The 14,787-nt window shown below is 68.6% G+C and carries 18 protein-coding genes and 1 pseudogene; 9 read left to right on the top strand and 10 right to left on the bottom strand.

The features are described 5' to 3' along the window. Positions 1–550: 550 nt before the first annotated feature. Positions 551–1,048: a hypothetical protein gene (locus ACZ4TG_RS07770; RefSeq protein WP_468160533.1), complete on the top strand. Its 498-nt coding sequence runs from the start codon at positions 551–553 to the stop codon at positions 1,046–1,048. Positions 1,049–1,367: 319 nt separating this feature from the next. Here ACZ4TG_RS07770 and ACZ4TG_RS07765 read toward each other — a convergent pair whose 3' ends face one another. Next, positions 1,368–2,849, bottom strand: coding sequence for a hypothetical protein (locus tag ACZ4TG_RS07765; protein WP_468160531.1), 1,482 nt, complete (start codon positions 2,847–2,849; stop codon positions 1,368–1,370). 206 nt (positions 2,850–3,055) lie between these two features. Further along, positions 3,056–3,658: a CGNR zinc finger domain-containing protein gene (locus ACZ4TG_RS07760; protein WP_468160529.1), complete on the bottom strand. Its 603-nt coding sequence runs from the start codon at positions 3,656–3,658 to the stop codon at positions 3,056–3,058. Between the two features lie 87 nt (positions 3,659–3,745). Here ACZ4TG_RS07760 and ACZ4TG_RS07755 point away from each other — a divergent pair, with 87 nt between their 5' ends. Both ACZ4TG_RS07755 and ACZ4TG_RS07750 read left to right on the top strand, forming a co-directional pair. Then, the gene (locus ACZ4TG_RS07755) at positions 3,746–4,174 is read left to right on the top strand and encodes a carboxymuconolactone decarboxylase family protein (RefSeq protein ID WP_468160527.1); all 429 of its coding nucleotides are present in this window, start codon (positions 3,746–3,748) and stop codon (positions 4,172–4,174) included. After that, positions 4,171–5,076, top strand: coding sequence for a phosphotriesterase family protein (locus ACZ4TG_RS07750; RefSeq protein WP_468160525.1), 906 nt, complete (start codon positions 4,171–4,173; stop codon positions 5,074–5,076). The genes ACZ4TG_RS07755 and ACZ4TG_RS07750 overlap by 4 nt, the downstream gene beginning before the upstream one ends. Before the next feature lie 100 nt (positions 5,077–5,176). On the opposite strand, the gene ACZ4TG_RS07745 is transcribed toward ACZ4TG_RS07750, so the two are convergent. The 3 genes from ACZ4TG_RS07745 to ACZ4TG_RS07735 all read right to left on the bottom strand — a co-directional run bounded on the left by ACZ4TG_RS07745 (position 5,177) and on the right by ACZ4TG_RS07735 (position 6,844). After that, complete coding sequence (locus ACZ4TG_RS07745; protein WP_468160523.1) at positions 5,177–5,332, bottom strand: hypothetical protein; 156 nt, start codon at positions 5,330–5,332, stop codon at positions 5,177–5,179. Positions 5,333–5,835: 503 nt separating this feature from the next. Further along, positions 5,836–6,231 (bottom strand): hypothetical protein, encoded by a 396-nt coding sequence (locus tag ACZ4TG_RS07740; RefSeq protein WP_468160521.1) that lies wholly within the window; start codon positions 6,229–6,231, stop codon positions 5,836–5,838. A gap of 208 nt (positions 6,232–6,439) precedes the next feature. Beyond that, positions 6,440–6,844 carry an ATP-binding protein gene (locus ACZ4TG_RS07735; protein ID WP_468160519.1) on the bottom strand — a complete coding sequence of 135 codons (405 nt, stop codon included), beginning with the start codon at positions 6,842–6,844 and terminating at the stop codon, positions 6,440–6,442. A gap of 872 nt (positions 6,845–7,716) precedes the next feature. On the opposite strand from ACZ4TG_RS07735, the gene ACZ4TG_RS07730 reads away from it, so the two are divergent. The 6 genes and pseudogenes from ACZ4TG_RS07730 to ACZ4TG_RS07705 all read left to right on the top strand — a co-directional run bounded on the left by ACZ4TG_RS07730 (position 7,717) and on the right by ACZ4TG_RS07705 (position 11,938). Continuing rightward, complete coding sequence (locus ACZ4TG_RS07730; protein ID WP_468160517.1) at positions 7,717–8,052, top strand: MerR family transcriptional regulator; 336 nt, start codon at positions 7,717–7,719, stop codon at positions 8,050–8,052. A 133-nt stretch (positions 8,053–8,185) separates the two neighbouring features. Next, positions 8,186–8,308 (top strand): annotated as a pseudogene (locus tag ACZ4TG_RS07725) (cold shock domain-containing protein); the annotation flags it as partial. A 475-nt stretch (positions 8,309–8,783) separates the two neighbouring features. Continuing rightward, entirely contained in the window at positions 8,784–9,110 is a 327-nt protein-coding gene (locus ACZ4TG_RS07720; protein WP_468161414.1) for a PRC-barrel domain containing protein, read from the top strand. Positions 9,111–9,525: 415 nt separating this feature from the next. After that, positions 9,526–10,329, top strand: coding sequence for an alpha/beta fold hydrolase (locus ACZ4TG_RS07715; protein WP_468160515.1), 804 nt, complete (start codon positions 9,526–9,528; stop codon positions 10,327–10,329). Next, positions 10,329–11,603, top strand: coding sequence for a PP2C family protein-serine/threonine phosphatase (locus ACZ4TG_RS07710; protein WP_468160513.1), 1,275 nt, complete (start codon positions 10,329–10,331; stop codon positions 11,601–11,603). The genes ACZ4TG_RS07715 and ACZ4TG_RS07710 overlap by 1 nt, the downstream gene beginning before the upstream one ends. Further along, a complete protein-coding gene (locus tag ACZ4TG_RS07705; RefSeq protein ID WP_468160511.1) occupies positions 11,600–11,938 on the top strand; it encodes an STAS domain-containing protein in 339 nt (112 codons plus the stop codon). The genes ACZ4TG_RS07710 and ACZ4TG_RS07705 overlap by 4 nt, the downstream gene beginning before the upstream one ends. 226 nt (positions 11,939–12,164) lie before the next feature. Here ACZ4TG_RS07705 and ACZ4TG_RS07700 read toward each other — a convergent pair whose 3' ends face one another. The 5 genes from ACZ4TG_RS07700 to ACZ4TG_RS07680 all read right to left on the bottom strand — a co-directional run bounded on the left by ACZ4TG_RS07700 (position 12,165) and on the right by ACZ4TG_RS07680 (position 14,730). Beyond that, entirely contained in the window at positions 12,165–12,341 is a 177-nt protein-coding gene (locus ACZ4TG_RS07700; protein ID WP_468160509.1) for a hypothetical protein, read from the bottom strand. Between the two features lie 489 nt (positions 12,342–12,830). Then, positions 12,831–13,190: a hypothetical protein gene (locus tag ACZ4TG_RS07695; RefSeq protein WP_468160507.1), complete on the bottom strand. Its 360-nt coding sequence runs from the start codon at positions 13,188–13,190 to the stop codon at positions 12,831–12,833. A 496-nt stretch (positions 13,191–13,686) separates the two neighbouring features. Continuing rightward, complete coding sequence (locus ACZ4TG_RS07690; RefSeq protein WP_468160505.1) at positions 13,687–13,830, bottom strand: hypothetical protein; 144 nt, start codon at positions 13,828–13,830, stop codon at positions 13,687–13,689. A 444-nt stretch (positions 13,831–14,274) separates the two neighbouring features. Then, positions 14,275–14,502 carry a hypothetical protein gene (locus ACZ4TG_RS07685; RefSeq protein WP_468160503.1) on the bottom strand — a complete coding sequence of 76 codons (228 nt, stop codon included), beginning with the start codon at positions 14,500–14,502 and terminating at the stop codon, positions 14,275–14,277. Continuing rightward, positions 14,503–14,730 carry a hypothetical protein gene (locus ACZ4TG_RS07680; protein WP_468160501.1) on the bottom strand — a complete coding sequence of 76 codons (228 nt, stop codon included), beginning with the start codon at positions 14,728–14,730 and terminating at the stop codon, positions 14,503–14,505. Between the last annotated feature and the right edge of the window lie 57 nt (positions 14,731–14,787).

Here is a 14,787-nt window from a genome sequence, read left to right as displayed (position 1 = left end):
GTTCTCCACGGTGGGGTGGAAGTTGGAGGGCGGGAAGAAGTCCGCTCACGGTACGAAGCTGTGCGTGGAGTTCAACATCGAGCTGGGGGAGCCGTGCGCAGTGATCTGCCGGGGTTCCAGATGGTCGGTCCGTCCGCAGCGCAGCGCAGGACACCGGCCGAAGGCCAGCCCTGAGGGCGCGAAGCGCCCTCTCGCTGAGCGAAGCGAACCGGTGCGCGAGGGCTTCCAGGTCCTTCTGGAACGCTCCGCTGCCCTTACGGACAGCCGGGGCCCGAGATCGCCACGGATCTCCCGCGGCCGACCGTGCCCCCACGGTGCGAGCACCGCCCGCACGACGGACACAGCAGTTCGCCGGTTCGCAGCCGACGTTCCACCAACAGGCCGTCCGAGCCACGATCAGCACCGCCACCTCGGTCTGACCTGCAGCAATCAGCCGGAACCTCTCCAGACGTGCCGGCATTCATGTTCGGATCACCCGGTCAGCGGCCTCACCTGAGGGCGCCCCCACCCCGCCACCCTGCCCTCACCAGGCAGCAGCGATGATGCCGCCGTGGCGACAAACCTTGAGCTCTTCGCGGACTACTTCCAGATCTACGTCATGGACGACGACTCCGAGGCAACCGAGAACGGCATCGGCGACGTGTGGACCGAACAGGCTTTCCTGGACGGGCTCGGCATCGACGAACACGCCCTGGCCATCGGCACGGCTGTCAACGTAACCGTCGGCGTCACCATCGACCTCCTCACGGGCCAGCCGGGCGATGACAGCGACGACTTCGACCACGTCGTCGAGGCAAGCCTCAACCTGGCCTCGGGACGGCTCGTCGTACTCGGCTGCACCGACTACCTCCCCGACGCAGCACGCTTCGACATGCCCGCCGGATGGACCCGCATCCGGACGTCTCGGCGGAACCTCGAAGCCGCGGCCTTCCCCGACCCCGACTGCGAGGACGAGCCCGAAGACAGAGAGGAGATCCGGATACAAGCCTGGCCGGCACCGCGCTCTCAGCCCGACATCATCAAGCGCTGGACACCGCCGGACGCATAGATCACGAGTTGCTCGTCGTGTTCACTCTGCCGTCCCACGCCAAGCACTTCTCAAGCACCCAGGCACTGCCCGGCACATCTCCATCGTGAGCGTCGCCAAGCCACTGCTTCCTGCTCATGCTGAGAGTCGCCCTACGAGAGGGGTCGTCATCGTGCTGCCTCCGGGGGAGTGGGTTCCGCTCTGCTTCAGGCAACGGCGACGTCCTCACTGGGTTCACTCACCACGACAAGCCTCCCGGCGTTACGGGCAGAAAACACATTCCGTGGTGACTCACCCGCGAGGTTTCGACCTCCAGGGCTTATGTCGTCTGTTGTCCGGCTCAGCGTTCGACGCCGGCGACGTCAAGGAGCTGGTGCATGAGGTTGTAGGGCAGCGCGTGGTTGCGGGCTGCTGTTCGCGCCATGCCCTGCGCGGTTACGCCAAGGAGCGCGACGAGGCGTGGAAGTGGCAGGAGCGGGTGGGAGGCTGCGTGATGTCGGACCATGTCGTTCGGGTCGTGGGAGAGGCGCTCGACGAGTTCTGGTTCGGCATGTGGGTCGCGCATGGCGGCGTACCGCAGCCGGTGGCTCGGGTTGTCGGCGAACCGGGCGAGGCCGGGCCGGGCGAAATTGCGGCGGGGGGTCAGCAGGACCCACCTCTCGGAGCCGGCGAGCATCTCAACGAGGAGTTCGTGCGGGGCGTGGTCGTTCTCGCACAGCATCGCCCTGACGAAGTAGTCCTCGTCGGTTGCCAGCCGCTCGATCACATCGGCGGGCAGTTCCGGCGCGCGCGTGACGCCCCGGCGCAGCATGACGTGGCCGGAGACCGCGAGCTCTCGCAGCGCATCGGGGTCGTCGAAGTGTTCCTCGACCCAGGCCGGGACGGGGTAGCGGTCCTGCGGGGCCGTGTAGTCGATCGCGGCCCGCTGTTCCTCGGTCAAGTCCGCGCGCGTGGACAAGGCCAGTCGCACGCCGGGATCGGGGTCAGTGGCCAGTCCGAGGGCGAGGGGCGTGGGCACGTGCGGGTTCCCGGCGGCCCGTCCACGTAGGGAAGGGTCTTCGTGGGCTCCGAGGAAGGCTGCCAGGTCCGCGTCGACGGGTGCGGCGCGGGCGGCGGCGAGACGGCGATCCTCGTCCGTTTCGGCGAGGAAGGCGCCGACCGTCGTCGGCGGGGGCATCACGAGGCGCATGACGCGTTCGAACGCCTCGCGTACCCGCGGGTCGGGGTCGGCCTCGGCCGCGGCTCGGACCGCCGGAGGAAGCCTGTGCCAGGTTCGGGAGTTGATGGCGGCGGCCCGAACGCGAGGGTCGCGATCCTCGGCCAGCAGGAGCAGGTTCTTCCCCGGCAGACCCACGAGTTCAGCCGCGATGCTCCTCAGCCCGCCGTACGGGCTGGTCGCCAGTCGGACGACTACCTCCGTCGGCAGTTCGACGCCGAACGCTTGAGCGATCCCGACCATGCGGCGTTGTACGGTCGGGTCCGCATCCTCGGCCAGCGCTCCGTAGGCCTCCGTCGGCAAGCGGGAATTCCCCACCAGGATGCTGCGGACCTCCGGGTCGGGGTGTGCGACGGCGGCCATCGCCGCGGTCGGCGACAGCTCGCGCTTCCCGAGCAAACTCCAGGCCTCGGACCGAGGATCCAGTGTGAACACGCGATGCAGCACCGAGTCCGGGGCCGCGTGGTTCGTTGCGAGCCCCGCCACCCAGTCCGCATGGAGGATGGGGTCGGCTTCGAGCAGCCGCAGGGCATCGGCGCGCATCGATGCCGTCGCCTCGGAGATACCGAACGCGACCTTTGTCAGCTGATCATCCTTCTGTGCCATGGAGTGATCATCTCAAGTCTCGTCGGGAGCGGTGCCGTTCAGGGCTGGGGGCCTCTTCAGGGCGAGACGACTCGGACCGAACACGCCGCGGATCAGTCCGCCGGCGCCCGGGTAGGCGGCGGCGAGGAGGTCGGCAGCCGGCAGCCGCGATCAAGGCTCAGCGCCGGCGGCTGTACCACCAGTCCGGGGACCCCTCAGCAGGCAGTTCAAGTGCTTGGGGCGATTGCGTTGTCGCCGTTCGCATCAGGAGCGGCGGCGCTGCGGCGGGCACGCAGCGCGCGGACCCTGCCCCGGCTCGCACACGACGGGGACGGGCACCAACGTCGACGCCCAGGCGGATCGATGAAGACGCCCCGGCAGTCGTGTTCCGGGCAGCTCTTCAAGGCGCGTCGGTCCGAGCTGCTCAGCTGGTCCACCGCCTGACGGGAGATGCGGGCCAGGGCATCCATGGTCGTCGTTGGAGGTTCGCGTCGCAGTCGGTCGTCCGCTGTCAGCCGGATCGGGTCGTCATGTTGGGACAGGAACCCGGCCAGGTCCGCCACGGCGCCTGCGGGCGGCGGCTGCTCATGAACGGTTGCCAACGCCAGGACGCGCAGGGTCTCCCGCAGCTGCCGCGCCTGTTCCAGGTCGCCATGGTCCGGTGGCCGAGCCGGGGACAGCTCACAATGCTCCAGCCATTCCGCGAGCCGGGCAGGCGTGGAGAGCCGCTCCACCGGCTCCGCGCTGAACGAGCGGCCTTTGGTGGCGAGCAGGTTCAACCAGATGGCACCGCAATCGAAGCGGAAGGCGAACTTGTCTTCTTTGGCCACACCGACAGTGTAACGCTCCAGCCGTTACTCCTGCTAACGTCATCGTAACGCTTGAACCGTTACCAAATTCGATGGAGGAGCACGACCATGGCGACGAACCCCGCACTCTCGGAGCAACTGACACAGACCCGCCTGGATCGCGATGAGGGATACCGGATGCTGAACCTTCTTCAAGACGAGGCCACCCAGCAGGCGACCTTGCCGGCACTGGAGCAGATCGCCCCCGGATACGCCGACTGGATCATCACCACCCTGTTCGGAGGCACCTACCTGCGCGAAGGGTTGTCGTTGCGCGACCGGCAGTTAGTCAACCTGGCCGCCCTCACCGCACTCGGCGGCGTGGACCCGCAGCTGACCGGCCACATCAAGACCGCGCTACGGATCGGAATGACCCGCCAGCAGATCGTCGAGGTCTTCGTCCACCTAGCGCCCTACATCGGCGTGCCCAAGACGCTGGCCGGACTACGTGTTGCGGCAGCCGCACTGGCCGACGCCGAGCAGGAGAGTGCGGGATGAACCCGGCGATCCGGACCGTGCTCGGGGACATCCCGCCCGAAGAGTTGGGCACGTGCGACGCCCACGACCACCTGTTCATCGGCTCGCCCCTGCTGCCGGGCCAGGAACTGGACGACGCCGAAGCCGCACTTGCCGAACTGAACGCCTTCGCCGCGCATGGTGGTGGCGCGGTCGTGCAGTGGACACCCTGGGGTATGGGGCCACGAGTCGAGGAACTCCCCGCCCTGTCACGGCGGTCCGGCGTCCACGTCATCTCCGCCACCGGATTGCACCAGGCAAAGCACTATGGCCAAGCCGAGCTGGAGGGTGTTCGTGACGGGCTGGCCGAGCTGTTCGTCGAGGAGTTGACCAGCGGCCCCGTGAAGGCCGGGCTGATCAAGGTCGCCGGGGCCTATCACCGCCTGGACGACCACGCCCGGCACGTCATGGCTGCCGCCGCCGAGGCACACCACGCCACCGACGCGCCCATCGGCGTCCACCTGGAGGCTGGAACCGCCGCCCTGGACGTGATCGAGCTGCTGTGCGGATCGCACGGGGTCGAACCACGCCGTGTGATCCTCGGGCACCTGCATCGATTCCCGGACACCAGAATCCACCGGCAGGTCGCCGAGGCCGGCGCCTTCCTGGCATTCGACGGCCCATCCCGCGTGCACCATGGCACGGACTGGCGTTTGCTGGACTCCCTTGCCGCCCTCGCCGACGCCGGTCACGTCCACCAGGTCCTGCTCGGGGGTGACACGGTCACATCGACGGCCAGATCCACTGCTGACGGCCCAGGCATGCCGTTCCTGCTGAGCGGCCTGCGTCCGCGGATCGAGAACGAACTGGGCCCCGACATCGCATCTGTGATCTTCACCGAGAACCCGGCTCGCGCATTCGCGGCGCAGTGGCGGCAGCCATGACCCGCAAGCGGCGCCGCCTGCTACACACGGCCGCTGTCACCCCCGCCTCGTCCAGGAACCGGCGACAGCTGAATACGCGGGCTCACCAGTGCACGGCCGGCTAAGCAGCTGGTCTTGGCCAGGCCGGGGCTTCGTGGGCGTTGACGCGGTTCGCGCACTCGCGGCGGGCCCTGCGCTGGGCCGGGACCGCCGCGGTGCCGTCGGGGACCTGGCAGAGGTCGAGGAGTCGCCGGTGGATCGCGGGGGCGGCGGTCACGCGAGGGTGTAGCCCTGGGCGAGCGCGGCGTGCTCGGCGGCCTCCAGCTCGGCGATACGCAGGAAGTCGGCGGCCTTGCCCGGCATGTTGAGGGCGACGGCCAGCCCCGGGGCAGGGCCAAGTTGGGAAGGGGATAGTGGAGCTGTTTGGGTGAACCCTTCCTCAACCGTGTGTTGTCGAGGGGCTGCCACGTTGTCTGTCTGCGGGAACTTGGCCGGTACACATGGGGGGGGAGACATGGGGGGAATCAAGGAGGGAGACATAGGGGGAAGCGGGATGGCGGACCGGCGTGTGTCTACGCTGGTCACACACCGGTTTTAGGCCGGTGACTAGCCGGACCTTCTGTAGGGGGTGTGGGTGGTGGATGGGAGTGGGGGTTGGGGTGGTTGGCGGGAGGTGGGGGCGGGGGCGGGGGATTTGCCTTCTGTGTAGTGGGTTTGGCGTGGGCCGTGAGGGGCGGGTATGGACGGCGTGGCTGGGGCACTTAGGGGCGCGGCGGCGGGTCACTCGGCGAAGGCCTGCTCGATCTTCTCTGCTTCGGCGAGGTGCCGGGTGTCGACGGCCAGGACCGCGACCTTCAGCCGGGCGGGGTCGATGAGCTTTGCTTCTTCGGCTTCGTCGTCGTGGGGGCCGCTGAGCCAGGCCGCGACGTAGGTGCCGTAGCCGCCGACCGGGGCCAGCAGGTCGGTGCCCTGTCCCAGGACGCGTACGCCCTGGATGCCGTCGAGGACGGCGCCGCTGCCGCAGGGGATGCAGACGACGAGCTCGTGACGGACATGGTCGGCGATCACGATGTGCCCGCCATCGAGATCCAGCGGGAGCACGTCGAGGGCTTCGAGACCCCGCTGCAGGGGCGCGATGACGACGGCGTCCCAGGACCACCCGCACGCGGACCACACACATCTGCCGGCCGGGAGCCACGCTCATGGACAGCCGACACATTAAGCGATCCAGGTCCGTCGATGCGGCTGTGGGCCTGCGGCCGACGCTTCGTTCGGCGCGGATGCCGGTGCGGCCGCCCTCAAAGACGACCGGAGTTTCGAGGAGATCGTCTTCTACGGGTCGACCGAACGTCCCGACCGGCGACTACCCGCCCGCAGGCCGCGACTATCCGCGGGTCCAGCGGGGGAGGAGGGCGCGTACGGTTTTTCCGCCTGCGGGCCTGGGGGTGACGACGGTGGCGCGGGCGAGGTCGTTGACCATGTGCCAGCCGAATCCGCCAGTGGCGCCATCGAGGTCGGGGGTGCGCATGCGCGGCGGGTGGGGGCTGAGATCGTCGACGGCGACCTCGATGGTGTGGGGGTGGGCGGCCAGGCGGAGCGTGTAGGTGCCGCCGCCGTGGCGCAGGGCCTTGGTCACGAGTTCGGAGACGACCAGGACGACGGTGTCGGCGTGCTCCGGTTCGATGGCCGGCTGCCCCAGGGTTTCGATGAAGGCCCGGGCGGCCTGGCGCGCCTCGGCGACGGCAGACGAAGAACGAGGGGCTGTGCGCTCGGCGCTCATCGTGGTCATCTGGCCCTCCGGGTCCCGTGTTGTGAAGTCCGGTTCTGCCTGCCCGGTCGTGGTGCCCCCGCCGACAGCCGTTCAACCCGACAGCACCCGATTACCTCAAAGGAGGACACCTGAAAATCTATGTCGGCTGGAGTAGACATTGGGTGGTGGTGTGGTTATGGTTTCTCTCGTAGCCCAGAGAGACCGAAGGGCCCGGCAGAGACGAACTGCCGGGCAGCAGTACTCGCAGTGCAGGTAGTTGCAGTTGTTGGACGGTGCGGTGGTGGAGCTTCGAAGCCATGGTTGTTTCAGGACGGCGACGGGACTGACGACCGGACCGGGTGGCCCGCAGTGATCAGGGGCCGCCGTGAGCAGTACCGCAGTTAACGCAGTGGTGAAGTTGGCAGTACCCAGCAGTGAAGTAAGTGGAGCGGTACCTCGGTGAAGGCGTCGGCTGCGGGCGCGCGCACCGGGAAGTTCGGCAGTGGGGTTCTAAGCCAGGGCAGATGCAGGATGGGCGACGGGGCTGGCTGCCGAAGCGTGGCGCTTGGGTGAGGTCACGAGCAGTACAAGCGGTTTGCAGTACAGCAGTACCAGCAATACGCAGTAGTTCCCGTTTGGTAGCTAATTGATCACCGAGGGAAGAACGGAGGAGTTGAGGCGCCATCAGGATCGCCCGGACGCCACGCGAGTCCGGGTACCGCAGGACATCGATAGTGAGGTGGTCTCCGGTCAAGCACCGCGATCCCCGCACCACTCGTCCCCGTTCGGACGGGTAAGCGGAAACAGAAGGCCGGCGCGGCATTAGGGCCGGCAGATGGTGTAGCAGTTCCTTCGGGGCCCGGATGCCAACAGGCATCCGGGCCCCTCCACGCGTTCCACAGAGAGGTGCGATGACCGCAGACGGCATGCTTGGCCGTCTCGATGACGACGACTACCCCGCCTACACGATGGGCCGGGCCGCCGAGATGCTCGGCACCACCCAGGGCTTCCTCCGCGCCATCGGCGAAGCCCGCCTGATCACCCCGCTCCGCTCCGCCGGCGGACACCGCCGCTACTCCCGCTACCAGCTGCGCATCGCCGCCCGAGCCCGCGAACTCGTCGACCAGGGCACCCCCATCGAGGCCGCCTGCCGGATCGTCATCCTCGAAGACCAGCTCGAAGAAGCCCAGCGCATCAACGCCGAATACCGCGCCGCACAATGGCCGCATTCCGCGGCCGCGGCTTGAACTCGGGCGCGTGTGCCGGTCTCGGCTGGCTAACGCGCCTGCTCAAAGGCGTGACGTGCACACGGTTCCTCCGGTGACGGGGCGTGGTGGGCGTGTAGCGTTTGCGTCAGCTGTCGTGGTTCGGAAGTTCGCCTTTGCCCACTACTCCGCGATCAACTCTTCGGGCTTCCGCGAGCTCCAGGAGGGCCAGGTCGTGACGTTCGACGTCACCCAGGGCCAGAAGGGCCTGCAGGCCGAGAACATCAACCCGGCCTAACTCTCCCCACCCCGCCCCCCGACCGTACGGGCGCGCACAGTCCGGCCGGACAGCGGACACCTGCCACGTCGGCGGACTTGAGATATACGGGATCAGGGCCGTGTAGCAGACGCTGCGCGGCCCTGATCCATGTCGAGTCTGTCTGCCGCGCCGCAGAGTTTCAGCGGGGCACCGTGCGCGCCGGCCATCTGCCGGGGAATCTGACAGGTCGGCAGCCGGCCCGCCGCAAGGGCCAGACGGTGGCGTCCTGGCAGTGGCCGCCACACGCGACGAGCGACGCCGCGTGGAGGACTTCTGCGGCCGCCGTCCCGGCCGGGCTATGTCGCACGGCCTCAAGCCCCGCTGATGCCCTCACCGGCAGCCCTCGATTGTCCAGCGCATACAGGGGAAGGGGAGGGGTGAAACGACCCGGGAGGCCCGATGCCCCAGGGCTGGTTCTCCAGGGGGAGGAGACGATTCTGTGAGCAGTGTGTGGATGTATGCGCGGAACAGCGGATACACGCCCCGGCAGTCGCTGGTGGGCTTCACCGTGGAGGCCGCTGATGGCGTCATCGGGCACGTGGACCGCCAGCAGGACCAGCCCGGCAGCCGGCATCTGGTGGTCGACACCGGCGTATGGGTGTTCGGCCAGAGCGTGCTCGTGCCGGCGGGTGCCGTAACCGTCATCGACAGCGAAGCGCAGACGGTGAAGGTCGCGCCGAGCCGGGAGCAGATCAAAGGCGCGCCCCGGTTCACCACCGACAGCGAGACAGCCGACCACCGATATCTGTCCGCTGTCGGCAACTACTACCTCTCCTTGTGACGCGAGCGGAGTCGGCTGCCGTAACGAGTCTCCCCGCGCATGGGCGGCAGGGGAGGGAATCCTGGTCTTCACGGAACATGCCTGGGCTGAAACCGGATCGCTGCGCGGTCGTTGGACCGGGTGAGAGGCACACCCACCGCCGGGGGTACCCCGAGCGCCCCCGCCGGCGATACTCCACGGCCCTGGCGTCTGAGCTCCGCCCCCTCCAGGGGCCGGCCGGTATCCGCGTAACCTCCGCGCGGCCGCTGCGGGCGGATCGAGCCCACTCCAGCGGCCGACGGCGCCGACAACGGTCGGGCCGCGCTCTCAAGGAGGCCTCAGGGACGTGTGAAGGCGCGGGGTGGGGTGTGTGGGGTGTGTGGGGTGATCCAGGGGCTTGCGGAAGTGGGGGGCGGGGCCTGAGAGACTGCTCGGTATGGATATCCAGCGCAGGAACAATGTCACCGTGACCGGCAATCCCCATGGCCCGACGGTGGTCCTTGCGCACGGGTTCGGCTGTGACCAGAACATGTGGCGCCTCACCGTCCCCGCTCTGCTCAAGGACTACCGGGTGGTGCTGTTCGACTACGTGGGCGCGGGCCGCTCGGATCTTTCCGCGTTCTCCGAGGTCCGCTACGCATCCCTCGCCGGTTACGCCCAGGACGTGGTGGACGTGTGCGATGTGCTCGACCTTCGAGGTGCGGTGTTCGTGGGGCATTCGGTCTCCGCGATGATCGGTGTGCTGGCAAGCCAGATGGCTCCGGAGCGGATCGGGGCGCTGGTGATGGTGGCGCCCTCTCCTCGGTACATCGACGACGAGGGCTACCGGGGCGGGTTCAGCGCGCAAGACATCGACGAGCTGCTCGATTCGCTGGAGTCGAACTATCTGGGGTGGTCGGCGGCGATGGCGCCGGTGATCATGGGGAATGCCGATCGGCCCGAGCTCGGTGAGGAGCTGACGAACAGCTTCTGTGCCACCGACCCGGCGATGGCGCGCGTCTTCGCCCGCACCACCTTCCTGTCCGACTCGAGGGACGACCTCAAGAGGGTGAGCGTGCCGACGCTGGTGCTGGACTGCACCCAGGACGCGATCGCCCCCCGGGAGGTCGGCGCCTTCGTGCATCAGGCGATCCCCGGCTCGACACTGGTCACTCTGGATGCGACCGGGCACTGCCCGCACATGTCCGCCCCCGAAGCCACCAACGAAGCGATCACTGGTTTCCTGGCTGGCCTGCGGTGATGTGCCGTACCGGTCAGCAGTCCGACCCGCACGACGCCGGCGACGAGAAGACCTCGGATGCGGCCTTCGCCGCGCTGCTGGAGGACAGCGCGGAGGAGCTGTACGAGTGGGCGCCGTGCGGGTATCTGTCCACGTTGATGGACGGCACCATCGCGAAGATCAACGCGACGCTGCTGGACTGGCTTGGCCTGGAACGTGAGACGGTGGTGGGCCGGCTGCGGTTCACCGACCTGCTGACCGTGGGCGGCAAGCTGTACCACGAGACGCACTTCGCGCCGCTGCTGCGGATGCAGGGCGAGATCGGCGGCGTCGCTCTGGAGATCAAAAAGGCAGATGGCGTCCGGATGCCCGTGCTGGTTTCCTCCACGGTCAAGCACGGGGCCATGGGCGAGCCGCTGCTGATCCGCACCACCCTCTTCGACGCCCGCGACCGCCGCGCCTACGAAGAAGAACTCCTACGGGCCCGCAAAGCCGCCGAGGAAGCACACCGGCAGGCCGAAGCCGACCGGGCCCGCCTCCAAGACGCCCTCGCCGCACTCCAGGCATCGCTGCTGCCCGACACCCTGCCGGCCATACCCGGCATGGAGAGCGCCGCGCACTACCGCACTGCCTCGCCCGACCGGCTCGGCGGCGACTTCTACGACGTATTCCCCGTCGACGAAAAGCGCTTCGGCTTCTTCCTGGGCGACGTGTGCGGCAAAGGCCCCCAGGCCGCAGCGGTAACCTCGCTCACCCGCTACACCCTGCGGGCCGCCGCCTTGCACGACCCCGACCCCGTCTCCGCCCTCGCCACCTTGAACAGAGTTCTTCACGAGCGCTACAGCGGCGGCGACCCCCGCTACTGCACCGCCATCTTCGGCACCCTCGAACCCGATCCGGGAACCGGGCAGGTCACCGTCCGCCTCGCCTCGGGCGGCCACCCGTCGGCCCTGGTCCTGCGGGCCGACAGCACGGCCGACTTCCTGCCCACCCCCGGCGGCCTCCTCGTGGGCATCCTGCCCAACGCGCCCTTCGCCCCCGCCACCACCACGCTGGGACCCGGTGACACCCTCCTGCTGTACACCGACGGCCTCACCGAAGCACGTACCGGCGAAAACCGGACCGACCTGTACGGAGACGAAGCCCTGCGCGCCTTCGCCACCACTCACGCCAGCCGGTCCCCGCATGCGGTCATGGAGGCACTGACCGGCCTGCTGGACGGCTTCGGCGACGGCCTCGACGACGACACCGCCCTCCTCGCGCTCGGCGTCCCCGCCCCCGGGGATCCGGTATGAGCCCACTGGATCTCACCGTCCGAGACACACCGAAAGGCCCGGTCGTAGAAGTCATCGGGGAACTCGACTACGACACCTCCGCAGCCCTGCGCGACCTCCTCCAAACCCTCCCCCTGAAGCAGGGCCAGAGCCTCGTCCTGGAGCTGGCCCGCATGGAGTTCTGCGACTCCAGTGGCATCAGCGCCCTGATTGCCGCCCGCAACCGCGCCCAGTCGGCCGGAGCCGACATCGCACTCGCCGCGGTCCCGGCCAACACGCTGCGCGTCCTGCGCGTCGTCGGACTGGACCAGGTCTTCCCGCTCCATTCCGACACCGAGTCCGTAATCGGGTCCTGACCGTAAGGCAGGCGCTCTCGCCTCGCAGCCTCTCGCGGCCAGGTGCCGCCGGGGAGTGACGGGAAGAGGCTGGGCGCATGTCCGCCAAGCTGATCGTCTACCCGCCCGACGAGCAGGGATGGCGCCGGGTGCGCTACGACGGCGTCGCCATCGGGGTCGCGCACCGCCCGTCCGACATCCGCGTCTTCCGCCGACGCCGGGCTGGAGAACGCCGAGGACGTCGGCCTCACCGAGGGAGCAGGCCGTCGACGTCCACGGCCGCAACAGCGTGCAGGTCCACCAGGAGATCGCGCTCGTCCCGGGTCACGTGGTCCGGTGCGCGCTGGAGCACTTCTCCCGAACCGTCGTCGAGGTCCCCGGTGGCGCTGATCAGAATCGAGCTGCCGCAATGCCGGACGTCCACGTTGATCAATGTTCTCCTCCCGTCACCCGAAGGCTCCGGACCTACGGCCCCATCCTGGCCCGGTACGGGGTAGGGCCGGTGTGCGGCGCGCTGAGGCACGGGTAGAGGCCGGGACCGGGGTTGCACCGGGAGGAGGCTGGACCGTTGCCTGGAGGGTTGCCTTCAGCGGGGGGACCGAGGGTGTGACCGGAGATGGGAACCTGTCAAATCGGACATGCTTTGTTTCTGCAGGCCAGACCCGGTGGCGAGCCCCCTGGCGAGGAGGACACCTCTTTCCTCGCGATAGCCGAGGAAGAGGTCTCCTTCGCATCTGGGGGCCGCGGCGGCTCGAGGGGTACATGTACTGACCGGGCACCACATTGGCGACGCGTTGTTGCGTGGGCGCCTTGCAGCACCGTGCCGCATCCTTCCGGGACACTCTGAGACCGGCTGGCCGAGGTGAACCGGCGTAGTCGTCGCCAGTTGGCGACGACGACGCGACGGCGATGCTTAGAAGTCGGCGGCTCGATAGGCGAAGTAGAGGTCGTCGGTGTTGGGCGCCGTGATGCCGGGTGTCGTGAGGGTCAACACGGCGGGGGTCGGCTTGAAGGAGCCCCACTGGGTGCCGTCGAATCCGGCGTACCAGATGTTGCTGTCCTGGCCGCGGACGGCGCAGTACAGGTTGGCGCCGCGGACGGCCACGGCGGGCGCGTCCGGGGTGGTTCCCTCCAGTGGGGTCGGCGTGCCCCAGCCGTTGGCCGTGTCGGTGTTGACGATGACGTGGCCCGAGAACGGGTCGCGGTAGGCCAGGTAGAGCTTGCCCTGGTAGCCGGCCAGGGCCGGCGCGTGCAGGCTGTGCATGCCTGGCATGCCCGGCAAGGCAGGCACCTCGTGGCCGCTCGACCACGAAGCGGCGTCGGAGGAAAAGGCATACTTGATCGCGAACACGTTGCCGTAGGCGCAATGCAGGATGTTGTCGCGCACCCCGAGCGCGGGGGCGGTGGTGGCGGTGCCGGGGAGTTGGCGCTGAGCGGACCAGTCGGCCCCGTTGGTGGAGGACAGCAGCTGCAGGTCGCTCCTGACCCGGTGTTGCCACGTACAGCCTGCCGTTGAAGGAGGCCAGGGCCGGGGCGTAGTGGGTGACCAACTGGGGGACCTGGCCGAACGAGGTCCACTTCTCGCCGTCACGGCGGCTGACGCAGATCTGGTTGCCCAGGCCGCGCACCGCGCAGTACAGCTTGCCGTCATGGACGGCCAGGGCGGGCGCGGACGGGGTCACGCTTGTCGGCCAGGGCTGGACCGGCGGCGTCCAGGCGCTCTTGCCGCCCGAGAAGACGGGGATGGCGTGCTTGACGGTGGGGCCGGCTCACTTCATGTACAGGCGCATGACACCGCCGTCTCCGACGAAGTCCAGGGAACGGCTCTGGTTCGGCTGGGCGGCCAGGAACGCGAGCGCCGCACGGTCGAAGACGAGGGCGTGCTCCTGGAGGAAGTCGTCGTCGTTGCGCACCCAGGCGATGAGTTCTTCGATGAGCCGAGCATGTCCAGTCGGCCATGTTCTCCCACTGGCCCGCCGGGAAATCCCCGATCACGTCGGCGAACTTCGCCAGCTGCTCCGAGGTCATGCGCAGCTTGCGCTGCATCTCGTCGTAGAAGTCGCTGGTGCTGTCGTCGGCTTCCCAGCAGGCGATGTGACGGGCCACGGCCTTGCTGACGGCTCCGCCGAAGAGGGTCTGGTCCCCGGCGTGGAAGGTGCGCCACTCGCCGGTGTTGAGGGATCCGTATTCCCCGGTGCGGTGGGCACGCTTGTCCCCGCCGTTGGCACCGGAGCTCATCGCCCAATAGATCTCGTCATCGCCGGGCTCGCCGTTGGTGGCGTCCACGCAGTGGAACTTCTCCAGCAGGATCCGGGCGTGCAGGGCCCCGGAGGGCTGCTCGGTCGGCGCGGAGGACGTCACCAGGGTGAGCCCGTAGCCGGCTTCTGCCACCCCGCCCGGCCGAACTCCTCACCGGCCAGGCTCTCTGCACTTTCGCCGGTGCCGAGATCGACCACGTTGAAGTTCGGCTGCGCGGAGACGTACTCCATCTGCGAGAGGTCCTTGAGCAAGTCTGCGGTCGAGTACCCCTCGGCCAGCGGACGCACCGCCACCGTCCGGGGGAACAGGTCGGGCGCATGGGGCACCTACCTCTCCTCCGTGAAGACCCGCCCCATCTCGCGCAGCTCCTCCTCGCTGAACAGGTGCCCCAGCGGCGCCAGCAGCCCCGCCTCCAGGGCCGTCAGCTCCGTGCCCGCATCCAGGCGGGCCGCGCCGCGAAGCAGCACCCCGAACAGCAGGCTCGTATCCCGCGGCGCCGCAGCCAGCCGCCGCGCCGGTCCCGTCGCGGGCCGGCCCTGCAACTGCGCACGCAACCGCTCGATGCGCTCACTCTGGGAAGGAAGTCAGAAGCTACAGAACACCCTTTCGGT

The sequence above is a fragment of the Streptomyces sp. NPDC028314 genome (genome assembly GCF_055565795.1).
The sequence above is the reverse complement of the archived record's forward strand: the minus strand, read 5'-3'. Positions and strand labels throughout refer to the sequence as shown.